Origin of the sequence: Kaistella antarctica (assembly GCF_900109615.1) — a bacterium.
Lineage (GTDB): Bacteria > Bacteroidota > Bacteroidia > Flavobacteriales > Weeksellaceae > Kaistella > Kaistella antarctica.
The window spans coordinates 645,825-657,838 of record NZ_FOIX01000001.1 but is presented as its reverse complement, the minus strand read 5'-3'; the positions used below and the strand labels follow the sequence as shown (position 1 = coordinate 657,838).

Sequence of the window (12,014 nt, the reverse complement as noted above, 5' to 3'; positions counted from 1 at the left end):
GTGATGTTAAAAATAAAAGAGAAAGTACATTTTGATTACGATGTTTTAATTTCCGGTGGTGGTCCCGCCGGAAGTGGCGCTGCCTATCATCTTAGAAAACTTGGATTAAAAGTATTGGTGGTGGAAGCAGATAAATTTCCGCGCGATAAAGTATGTGGCGATGCGATTAGCCCAATTGCAATTAATGAATTAGAAGCGATGGGAATTACTAAAACGCAAACTTTTCAAAACGCCAATGAAATTACTAAAGTTGGTCTTTTTGTGGAGAACAACCACGCAATCGTCAATCTTATTCTGCCGGATCATCTCCATTATCATGCTCGAATTATTCCGCGAGTTGAGTTAGACTATTCCATCTATCAAAAGGCAAAAGACGAAGGAGCGGAATTTTTGGAAGAAACTCGAGTCATCAACTATCAAACTTTTCCGCATAAAGTCATAACAACTTTACAGCAAGGCAAAAAACAATTTGAAATTGTTTCAAAACTAATAGTCGGTGCAGATGGAAGCCGATCTGTGGTAAGAAGACTGCTCCAAGAAAAGACTTTCGATGACGATTTTCAACTCGTGGGTTTACGGGCCTATTATGATAATGTTCAAGGACCTTCGGATCGAATGGATGTTTATTTTATGGAAGAAAATTTTCCAGGCATTTTCTGGTTTTTTCCCGAAGGTAAATCGGGTGCAAATATTGGGTTGGCTACTCTTTCAAACACTTTTCCCCACAAACAATCTCAGGTTAAAAAAATATTGACCGATCACATTAAAAACAATAAAGACATCAGTGCAAGAATTGGAAATGGAACCCTAAGAAATAAAATCGAAGGTTGGCCAATTACTTTCTACGATGCCAAAAAAGAAGTGACGGGAGATCGGGTTTTACTTGTGGGTGAAGCAGCTGGATTAATAAACCCTTTAAGCGGAGATGGAATTCAGTATGCATTATTGAGTGCAAGATGGGCTTCCGAAATATTAGGAAAATGTTTTGAAGAAGATGACTTCTCTGCCGAAAAACTAGCAGATTACAAACTTGTCTTAGACCAAGAACTGGGATATGATCTGGCTTTTTCAAACCTTATTGTGCATTTTCCCCGAAACAAATCCTTGCTTCCTGTGTGGATGAAAGCTGTAGAGATTTTAGTAGAGCGAGCGCGAAAGGATCAAAGATTCGCAGAGATTGTCGTAGGAATTTCAGAGGGAACTTTCCCTTCATTTAAAGCATTGACTTTAGATTTTGTGATGAAAATATTTCTTCAAGGTGGCATTTCGGGTAGTGATTATATTTTGGACACGATGAAAGGCCCATCTAGTTTTAAAAATGAAGGAACCTTATTTTTAAAGTCTGCCAAGAAAATCGTTTCAGAAATTTCCGATCATCCAAAAAATAATCTAGACTGGGCTTCCCAGATTGGCAAAAAGCTTTTTCATGTCGCAAAATACGCGGCAAATTCTGGAAACAAATAATCGTAATTAAATCGATTCGGTAAAATCGATAATCTTCAAAATAAACCGTCCCACAAAATATTTTTGCGGGACGATTTCATTCAATTATTAATACACTTCAGTTCTTTAATCTTTAGTAAAAGTAAATTTTTGTCCGCCTTGTAGTAGGATAAAGCTTTTCTTGTCCTTGGCAAATTCAAGTTCAATTCCTGCCATGGTGAAACTGAATTTACCTCCACCATCATATTCTAAAGGAAATGCATTTTGCCCGTCGGCTTGCGCCATTAGTTTTTTACCTTCTTGTTTTAAGGCGATTTTTAAAGGAATTTGTTTGCTTGAATAAGTTCCAATATAATCGGATAATGTAATTGTTTCCGCAATTCCACTTTCCATTTTTAAGATATTGTCTGTTGGATTGGCATCAGGCAAACTTCCCTTTGGATCTAATTGTACCGTCACAATTTCCTTGGTGGTCGGAACTTCAAAGGACCATTCTGAAGTTCGTTTCCAAATTTCTACTGGTAATTTTACATTCTGCGTCGTTCCATCTTTAAATTTAATATCTATATTCACGGGCATTGGTAGTTGACCAATATTTTCAATTTTAATAACAACGCCATTGGTGAAATCACCGTTTACATATTTCGCGCTTTTTACCGCTTGGTCAATTTTCCATTTGTTCAAAAACCACCCTCTCCAAAACCAGTTCAACTCTTCACCCGCCACATTTTCCATGGTTCTGAAAAAATCATTTGGCGTTGGGTGTTTGAAAGCCCATCTTTTAATATATTCGCGTAGTCCTTTATCAAAACGTTCTTCACCCAAAATGTTTTCGCGCAACATTTGCATTCCGGCTGCGGGTTTATAATAGCCTAAGAAGCCAAGATTTCTTTCCTTTAAATTATCAGGAGCCGTCATAATCGGTTCCATGTTATCATTATTAAAAGCGGGCGCCATCATTTGAAGTGATTTTGCCGTGTGATATTCCCCTTTGTTAAATTCTTTTCCAGAAATATCGTTGATGAATGTATTCAAACCTTCATCCATCCAGGCATACAATCTCTCATTGGAACCAACAATCATGGGAAACCAGTTGTGCCCAAACTCATGATCCGTAACACCCCAAAGATCAGCGCCTTTCGAATCCATGTGACAGAAAACAATTCCAGGATATTCCATTCCACCTTCATTCCCAGCAACATTTACGGCAGTTGGATAAGTATATTCATACCATTTTTTCGAGTAATGTTCAATCGCGGCTTTGGTATACTCCGTAGACCTTCCCCACGAATCATTTCCATCACTTTCGACTGGATAAGCCGAAATCGCCAATGATTTTTTTCCACTTGGTAAATTGATTTTCGCTGCATCTAAAATAAATGCAGACGAAGATGCCCACGCAAAATCTCTTGTATTTTCAATTTTGAATTTCCATGTTTTCGTGGTAGCTGAAGTTTTCGCCGCAGCATTTACTTCCGCAGCGGAACGGATCAAAACAGTCTTTTCGCTGTTTCGTGCCTGTTCCCATTTTTTATTTTGGTCATTTGAATACACTTCTTTCGGGTTTAATAATTCCCCAGAAGCCACGACAAAATGATTGGCCGGAACAGTTAAGTTTGCCGTAACATCGCCATATTCGAGATAAAATTCTCCTGCACCCAGATAAGGCAAAGTGTTCCAACCCATTTGATCGTCGTAAACACACATTCTTGGAAACCATTGTGCGATGGTAAAAATCTTACCGTTTTTCGTGGCTTCAACGCCCATACGATCAGATCCGTAATTGGGTGAGACGAATGAATAATTAATTACAAATTTGATAACCCCACCTTTTGCTTTTAAATCTTGGGGAAGATCGATCTGCATTCTGGTATCTGAAATCGTGTAAGTCGGATTGATATTTAATTTCTTGCCGTTTGAAGAAAGAATTTCAATTGATTTAATGGTATATCCGCCATCGAATTCTTGTCCGTGTGCACCATTTCTATTTCCGGCCAGTGGAACAACGGCATTTCCACGGGAATCTTTTTTGAATAAATTCTGATCCAATTGCAACCACAGAAAACTTAAATCGTCATAACTATTATTGGTGTAAATGATTTCCGACGAACCAGAAATTTCATTTTTAGAATCGTTCAAAGTGGCATTCAAAATATAATCGGCGCTGTTTTGCCAGTACTTATGACCGGGTTGTCCGCTCGCTGAACGGGTTTCAGTTGCATTATTCTGATAGAAAAACGGTTTAAACGCTTCGGTGTAACTGTATTTTGGAACATCGGTTTGAGCGGATAATTGAACAGAAACTGCAATTGCCAACGTAATGAATGGCTTCAAAAATTTAAAATTCATGAGGGTATTTGGGTAATGAGTATAAAAAAAGCCCAGTATTGTTACAAACACCGAACTTTTATATTTTCGTTTTTGCTATTTCAAATAATAGCAAGATTTTTTATTTGGAAACTAACCTGCAACCCGACTTCAACGGAAATCCTTTTTTTTGAAGGGCCTAAAGCGTTGGCAAAAAAAAGATTGGGAGTGGAAGGCGGATTAAGTTGCCCCAATAATACGCTGATTAATTAGACTTCTTGGCTTTGATCATTTGCTCTAACATATCCCACATTTCCTGTGGAATTTCTTCCAGCATATTGAACTCTCCCGCGCCTTGCAACCACTCGCCACCATCGAGTGTCACGACTTCGCCATTCATGTACGCAGAATAATCGGAGACCATATACGCCGCCAAATTCGCCAATTCCTGATGCTCACCAACTCTTCTTAATGGAACTTTTTTACGCATATCAAATTTCTCCGCCAAGTCTCCTGGCAATAATCTTTCCCAAGCTCCTTTGGTTGGAAATGGTCCTGGTGCGATTGCGTTGAAACGAATATTATATTTCGCCCATTCAACCGCTAAACTTCTGGTCATGGCTAAAACTCCAGCTTTTGCACACGCAGAGGGAACGACATAAGCCGAGCCAGTCCAAGCGTAAGTGGTGACGATATTCAGCACCGTTCCTGGGATTTTATTCTCAATCCAATATTTACCGATTGATAAGGTGCAGTTTTTCGTTCCTTTTAGGACGATTTCTAAAATCGAGTCAAAAGCCGAATGTGTCAACCGCTCTGTGGGTGCAATAAAGTTTCCGGCCGCATTATTTAAAAGAATATCAATTTGTCCGAACTCTTTTACGGCAGCATTTTTCATTGCTTCAACTTCGTCCCAATTTCTAACGTCACATTGTACGCAAAAAACCTTTCCGCCTGTTTCTTCTTCAAGTTCTTTTGCCGTATTTTGTAATTTCTCCAAATTTCTGGAAGTAATGACTACTTTGGCGCCTAATTGCAAAAAATATTTGGTCATGGCTTTTCCTAATCCGCTTCCACCACCTGTTACAACGGCCACTTTATCTTTCAATGCATCTTCTTTGAGCATCGGTTGCGTATATAAATTCATATTCTATTGTTTTTGTAAATTTAAGAGAAATAGCGGTAGCAAAGTTACGAAAAGTTATGCCTTGGATAAAGATGAGGAGTGAAGCGAGCGCCGAAAAGAATTATTTTTCGGATTAATCGTAAGCGCTGTTAGAGCTTCGAGCTCTAACAGCGCTAGTTAAAATCAATCTCGATCAAAAAGGAGTCTTTCGCCATGTTTTTCATCTGAGACCTTTCCGTTCTCAAAAGCCAAAAACCCATTGACAAAAGTGTGCGTAATTTTCGACTGAAATTTCGTTCCTTCCAAGGGACTCCAGCCACATTTATATAATAAATTTTCTTTCGAAACGGTGTAACCATCATTTAAATCAACTAAAACTAAATCCGCTTTATAACCTTCTTTGATAAAACCACGTTTCTCAATTTCAAAAAGAATAGCGGGATTATGACACATCTTTTCAACGATCTTTTCTAAAGAAATTTTTCCATTTTTAAAATTTTCTAACATCACATTTAAAGAATGTTGAACCAAAGGTCCGCCCGACGGTGCTTGTAAATAGTTCTGAGATTTTTCGTCCAAAGTATGTGGCGCATGATCGGTGGCGATAACATCAATTCGATCATCCAGCAAAGCTTTCCACAAACCGTCTTTATCTTTTTGCGTTTTTACGGCTGGATTCCATTTGATGAAATTTCCTTTCGTGCCATAATCATCACTGGTGAACGTCAAATGATGTACGCAAACTTCTGCGGTGATTTTTTTGTCTTTTAAAGGAATATCGTTTCTAAAAAGCTCCGTTTCTTTAGCCGTTGAAATATGAAATAAATGCAATCTTGCTCCAGTTTTTTTTGCCAACTCAACCGCTTTTGAAGAAGATATATAACACGCTTCTTCACTTCTAATAAGATGATGTTCCGTAACTGGAATATCTTCACCATATTTTTCTTTCGCTATTTCAGTGTTTTTTCTAATGGTCCCCTCATCTTCGCAATGAACAGCAATCAGCATTTTTGTACTGCTAAAAATCTTTTCTAAAGTTTCTGGATTATCAACCAGCATATTTCCAGTTGAAGACCCGAGAAATAATTTTATTCCAGCGACATTTCTTGGATTTGTTTTCAAAATTTCTTCTAAATTATCATTGGTACCACCCATCATAAATGAATAGTTCGCAAATGATTTCTCTGCCGCAATTTTATATTTTTCTTCCAACAATTCTTGCGTGACCGCATTGGGAACGGTATTCGGCTGTTCCATAAAACTGGTGATTCCGCCAGCAACTGCCGCTCTCGATTCGCTTTCGATATCGCCTTTCCAAGTCAAGCCTGGTTCTCGAAAATGAACCTGATCATCTATAATTCCTGGAAGGAGGTATTTGCCGGAAGCATCAATAATTTGATCTACATTTTCTCCAGCTATATTTTTTCCGATTTTTGAAATTAAATCATTTTCAATGAGTAGATCACTTTCTATAATTTGATTTTCATTAACAAGGTGAGCATTTTTAATAAGGATTTTCATTTTTAGGGTGCGGATTTGTTCCCCGTAAATTTAGGGAAATTCAAGAGAATGAACAGAATTTTCAACTGAGCGGACGCTTTCATTTCTAAAATTATTTTTTGATTTTAATTAAAACAATACATTTGTAAAAATTTCTAAATTTTGTATAAAAAATTATTGGGGCAAACGGCAATCTATGGATTAAGCACCGTTATCATTCGTCTTTTCCCATTTATTATTGCGCCTTTTGTCACAGAGCGGTTTGGACCGTCGGCATTGGCGCCTTTTATCGATTTTTATTCTGTTGCCGGAATTATAATCGTTCTCCTTTCGCATGGGATGGAAACGACTTTCTTCCGTTTTGCGGAGAAAATAGAAGATTCGAAAAAATTAATTTCCACAGCGACTTTAAGTGTTATAACAGTCTCCCTAATTTTCGTCATTTTTTCTTACCTGTACCGTTCCGATTTGGCAGTAGCTTTTAAAACGCCTGATCAGGTTAATCTTTTAACTTTAATTGTTATTGTTCTCGGATTAGATGGGCTAAGCACGATGCCTTTTGTCATTTTAAGAAAAACAGGCAGGCCCAAAAAGTTCGCCATCATTAAAATTATTAATGGCGTAGTCAATTTTTTATTGGTTTTGTTTTTTATTGTGCTACTTCCAAAATTAGGAAATACTGGATTCTTCGGTTTTACCTATGATAAAGATTTTGGAATTGGCTATGTATTCGTCGCGAATCTGGTCGCCAGTGCAGTCACTTTCATCCTTCTTTTCAAGGAGTTAAAAAGTGTAAGTTTCAAAGCATTCGACTCGTCACTGTGGAAAAAAATGATGGCCTATTCCTGGCCTATTACCATTGCGGGATTGGCTGGGGTTATCAACGAAACGATGGATCGCCAGTTCTTAAAATATCTTCTTCCCGATGGAACAAATACTGAACAGATGGCTATTTACGGCGCTGTTTGTAGGATTGTTACTTTTATTACGCTCTTTAGACAAGCGTATCTTTTAGGGATTGAACCTTTCTTTTTCGCGCACGCAAAGAATGAAAACTCCGGGAAATCGTATGCAAAGTTAATGGACATGTTCGTGGTTGTCAATTGCGTTTTCCTTTTGGCCTTATGTGTCAATTTAAATTGGATTGCCCCTTTGTATTTAAGAAACGCGGAATATAATGTTGGAATTGCGATTGTACCAATAGTGCTTATCGCTGCAGTATTTTTAGGAATCTATCTGAATATGTCAGTATGGTATAAGCTGTCCGACAAAACGATTTACGGCGCATATCTTTCTTTGCTGGGTGCGGCAGTAACTATTGCAATCAATCTTTACTTCATTCCAGAATATGGCTTTTGGGCTTCGGCTTGGGCGACATTTTTCTCTTATTTATCAATGATGATCGCATCTTATTTCCTCGGACAACATTTTTATCCTGTTCCCTACAATATGAAAAAAATAATAGGATATTTAAGTATAAGTATTCTATTCTCTATTATTTCGTATTATGTATTTGATGGAAATATAATCGTTGGAAACGCACTATTTCTTGTATTTTTAGCAATTGTTGTTTATATAGAAAAAGAAACTTTAAGAAAAATTAGAAAAGCCTGATATGAAAATAAAAATCATTAATAAATCCCACCATCCCTTACCTAAATACCAAACCACGCTTTCTGCTGGAATGGACTTGTATGCTAATCTGGATGAGAGCCTCACTTTAAAATCATTAGAGCGAAAATTGATTCCCACGGGATTATTTTTGGAACTGCCAAAAGGTTCAGAAGCACAAGTTAGACCGAGAAGCGGCTTGTCCATAAAAAACGGAATTACGGTTCTAAATGCACCCGGAACGATCGATGCAGATTACCGTGGAGAGATTGGGGTAATTTTAGTAAATTTGTCGACCGAGAATTTCACCATCAATAATGGTGACCGTATTGCGCAAATGGTGATTGCGAAATACGAAACGGCAGAATGGCAAGAAGTTTCTGAAATTAATGAGACAGAGCGCGGTACAGGTGGATTCGGAAGTACTCAGTTATAAATTTAAAATGATTATTTTACGTCAAATAGACTTTGTCAAAAGTCGTAAATCAACTAAAAAATAAAATATGAAAATTATTGTGCCAATGGCTGGTCGTGGTTCTAGATTAAGACCTCATACTTTAACAGTTCCAAAACCTTTAATTCCAATCGCTGGTAAACCAATTGTACAACGTTTAGTTGAAGATATTACTAAAGTTGCGGGCGAAAAAATTGATGAAATCGCCTTTATTATTGGAGATTTCGGAGCTGAAGTTGAAGCCTCTTTAATTCAAATCGCCGAAAGTTTAGGCGCAAAAGGAAAGGTTTATACGCAAGACGAAGCGCTAGGAACCGCTCATGCGATTAAATGCGCAGAAGAATCGATGCAAGGAAATGTTATCGTTGCGTTTGCAGATACTTTATTCAAAGCCGATTTTATTTTAGATAAAAATTCTGATGGCGTAATTTGGGTTAAAAAAGTAGATGATCCATCTGCCTTTGGAGTGGTGAAATTAGACGATTACGGTTTCATCACCGATTTTGTAGAAAAGCCAACGACCTTCGTTTCCGACTTGGCAATTATTGGAATTTATTATTTCAATTCTGCTGAAAAATTAATGGGTGAAATCAACTATATCATTGATAATGACATTAAAGAGGGCGGCGAATTTCAATTAACAACTGCGTTAGAAAACCTTCGTCAAAAAGGGGCGAAATTCTCTCTTGGGAAGGTTGACGACTGGATGGATTGTGGAAATAAAAACGCGACCGTTGACACCAACGGAAAGGTACTAGAGTATGAGATAAAAAATGTGGCAAACTTTCCAGCGTCGGCAAAAATTACCAATTGCTTAATTATTCCACCGTGTTTTATTGGAGAAAATGTGGAAATTTCTAACTCTAAAATTGGACCGCGAGTTTCTATAGGGAACAATACCAAGATTATCAATTCAAATATTGACAATTCCTTAATTCAAGAAAACACGATGATTGATCATGGGAATTTAAGCAACTCAATGATTGGGAATTCTGCTCAATATTATGGAGTAGCTCGCGAAATATCTTTAGGTGATTTTTCCGTACTTGATTTCCTTTCAAAAGAGGAGAGTCATAAATAGTATTGAAATAATATTCACTTACTAACCAAAACATTCTGTCTGATTTGGCGTTAATATTGTAAACTTTCCCTAAAAGTTTAACCAAAAAAATTAAATGAAAAAATATATCCTAGCGGCTGCCGTAATAATCATGATGGTTTCGTGCAAAACAAAAACGGCGGTTGAAAATCCCATTAGCACCAATTCACCAATCGCTTCCAATACAGCTTTTTTCAAGACAATTACAGAAAAAACTAATTTTCAACAGCTTAAAATAAATTCTAGAATCACGGCAGAAACTGGTAAATTTATTCCACCTTTAGATGCGACAATTTATATTGAAAAAGACAAAAAAGTTTGGATCAATATGATTGCGATCTTTCTAAATGTTGGAAGAGGACTCGCTACACCTGACGGAATTAAAGGATATGAAAAGTGGAATAAGACTTATATTGAATCAGATTTTTCTTATTTAAATGGTCTTCTTAATGTCAACTTCATCGATTATGGAGCTTTTCAAAATTTGCTTTTGGGTAAGACCTTTATTCCCGTTACCGCCAAAGATTTTAAACTGACCAAAAATGCGCAAGGTTATTTGTTAACTTCTATAAAAGATTTAAGTTTTCAGTCTAACGGAAGCTCGCATGAATACTCCGCTTCCTTGTCCTACAATAACGAAATGGATCTTGAAAATGTTTCGTTGAAAAAAATTAATGCGTCAGATGAACTTCAAGTTTCCTACGCGAATTGGGAGAATTTCGAAAACAATAAACTTCCGAAAACTGTTAAAATAGTAATAAAGGGTTCGAAAGACAGTCAGATTTTATTAGAAAATACGAAATTTGAGAGTTCGAAAATGGATGCTCCCTACTCTGTTCCCAATAATTATAAGAAAACTGAAATTAAATGATTAAAAGATTAAGCGTTTTAATAGGAATTTTTCTGTTCGTATCTTTTTCTGCGCAGAAGAAGGAACAACTTCAAAAGCAGAATGCCGACTTGAAAAAACAAATTTCAGCAATTAACTCAAATCTCGCTAAAACTCAGCAGCAGTCTAAACTCTCTGTAGCTTACTTAAACGAAGTAGAAAAGAAAATTGGCCTTCGGGAAAAAGTATATACCAATACACAAAAGGAAAAAAGACTAATTGAAGACGAAATCTATTTAAGACAATTAGAAATCAATCGCCAGAATCGCGAATTGGCAGTCTTAAGAAAAAACTACGCTGAAGTTTTGGTGAAAGCTTATAAAAACAAAGGCTCGCAAAACAAAGTTACTTTTATTCTCTCCTCAAAAAACTTAGGAGAAGCGCTTCGAAGAATTCAATATTTAAAGGATTACTCAGATTATCAAGACAAAAAAGCTGCGGAAATTTCCACAGCGGCTAAGGTTTTACAGGAAAACATCACCTTAAAACAGAAATCGGCCGCAGATAAAGAAATGATTCTTTCTAATCAGAAAAAAGATTTATTAACTATAGAAGCTGAAAAGAAAACGAAACAAACTCTGCTGGAAGAATTCAAGAAAAATGAAGTTCAACTAACTGGCGAACTGAAGCAGAAGCAGGCAGAATCTAAACAGCTGGAAGGTCAAATTCGATCAATTATTGCAGAGGAGATCAGAATTGCCAGAGTTAAAGAAGAAGAAAACAGAAAAATAGAAGCCGAAAAAATTCGTCTTGCAAAAATTGCTGCAGAAAGAGAAAAAGCAAAAATAGAAGCGGAAAATAAAGCACGAATGGAAGCTTTGGCTTTAGAGAAGAAAAAGGCTGATGATGAAGCGAGAAGATTAAAAGAAATTTCTGAACGAAAAGCCGCTGAGGAGCTAGAGAAAGCGAAAATAGCTGCCGCGGCTGATTCGAAAAAAACCGAAGATTCTAAAAAAGCAGCAGATGCGGAGAAAGCAGAAGCACGCCGAATTTCTGCCGCCAGAGATGCTGCGGAAGCCGCCACAAATGCAAAAGCCGCAGCCGATAGAGCAGCTTCAGCCCGCGCAGCAGAAGCGAGCATGGCTAAGAAAAATGATGATGAGAAGAAAGCAGCTGAGGCAAAGGCAATGACCAACTTTGGTGTCTCTCCGAACTTGGGAAGTAATTTTGCTGCCAATAGAGGAAAAATGGGAATGCCGGCTTATGGTACAATCACTCACCGATTTGGGCGACAGCCGCACCCCGTTTTCAAAAACATTGTGGAAGAAAACAACGGCGTGAAAATTGCTGTGGCTAAAGGTACTGTGGCAAAATGTGTTGCTCCCGGAACTGTGTCGCGAGTTATCGCTTCTGCTGATGGATCGAAGACGGTAATTGTGAAACACGGTGATTATTTCACCATCTATGCAAATCTATCTAGCACGATGGTTTCTGCTAATCAGCAGGTTTCTGCAGGAACCTCAATGGGAACGATCGGGGCAGATTTCGATGGCAGCTATACTTTAGATTTTCAGATATGGAACGGTAGCAATCCAGTGGATCCATTAGGTTGGGTGAATTAAAAAAAAAATATAACTTTGTATAA

9 protein-coding genes are annotated in these 12,014 nt (G+C 37.4%); 6 read left to right on the top strand and 3 right to left on the bottom strand.

The features are described 5' to 3' along the window. Nucleotides 1–3: 3 nt before the first annotated feature. The gene (locus BMX49_RS03140; protein WP_034718577.1) at nt 4–1,464 is read left to right on the top strand and encodes an NAD(P)/FAD-dependent oxidoreductase; all 1,461 of its coding nucleotides are present in this window, start codon (nt 4–6) and stop codon (nt 1,462–1,464) included. Nucleotides 1,465–1,569: 105 nt separating this feature from the next. Here BMX49_RS03140 and BMX49_RS03135 read toward each other — a convergent pair whose 3' ends face one another. The 3 genes from BMX49_RS03135 to BMX49_RS03120 form a co-directional block, all read right to left on the bottom strand. After that, nucleotides 1,570–3,792, bottom strand: a complete 2,223-nt coding sequence (locus tag BMX49_RS03135) for a M1 family metallopeptidase (RefSeq protein WP_034718574.1) — start codon at nt 3,790–3,792, stop codon at nt 1,570–1,572. A 223-nt stretch (nt 3,793–4,015) separates the two neighbouring features. Continuing rightward, the gene (locus tag BMX49_RS03125; protein WP_034718571.1) at nt 4,016–4,897 is read right to left on the bottom strand and encodes an SDR family oxidoreductase; all 882 of its coding nucleotides are present in this window, start codon (nt 4,895–4,897) and stop codon (nt 4,016–4,018) included. Nucleotides 4,898–5,059: 162 nt separating this feature from the next. Further along, complete coding sequence (locus BMX49_RS03120; protein ID WP_034718569.1) at nt 5,060–6,397, bottom strand: dihydroorotase; 1,338 nt, start codon at nt 6,395–6,397, stop codon at nt 5,060–5,062. 141 nt (nt 6,398–6,538) lie between these two features. Here BMX49_RS03120 and BMX49_RS03115 point away from each other — a divergent pair, with 141 nt between their 5' ends. From BMX49_RS03115 to BMX49_RS03095, 5 genes are all read left to right on the top strand, one after another. Continuing rightward, nucleotides 6,539–7,990 (top strand): lipopolysaccharide biosynthesis protein, encoded by a 1,452-nt coding sequence (locus BMX49_RS03115; RefSeq protein ID WP_034718568.1) that lies wholly within the window; start codon nt 6,539–6,541, stop codon nt 7,988–7,990. A gap of 1 nt (nt 7,991) precedes the next feature. Then, entirely contained in the window at nt 7,992–8,423 is a 432-nt protein-coding gene (gene dut, locus BMX49_RS03110; RefSeq protein ID WP_034718566.1) for a dUTP diphosphatase, read from the top strand. A 67-nt stretch (nt 8,424–8,490) separates the two neighbouring features. Continuing rightward, complete coding sequence (locus BMX49_RS03105) at nt 8,491–9,522, top strand: sugar phosphate nucleotidyltransferase (protein WP_034718564.1); 1,032 nt, start codon at nt 8,491–8,493, stop codon at nt 9,520–9,522. Nucleotides 9,523–9,616: 94 nt separating this feature from the next. Further along, entirely contained in the window at nt 9,617–10,411 is a 795-nt protein-coding gene (gene lolB1, locus BMX49_RS03100) for a lipoprotein insertase outer membrane protein LolB1 (protein WP_034718562.1), read from the top strand. Then, nucleotides 10,408–11,991, top strand: coding sequence for a peptidoglycan DD-metalloendopeptidase family protein (locus BMX49_RS03095; protein ID WP_034718560.1), 1,584 nt, complete (start codon nt 10,408–10,410; stop codon nt 11,989–11,991). The genes lolB1 and BMX49_RS03095 overlap by 4 nt, the downstream gene beginning before the upstream one ends. Nucleotides 11,992–12,014: the final 23 nt, after the last annotated feature.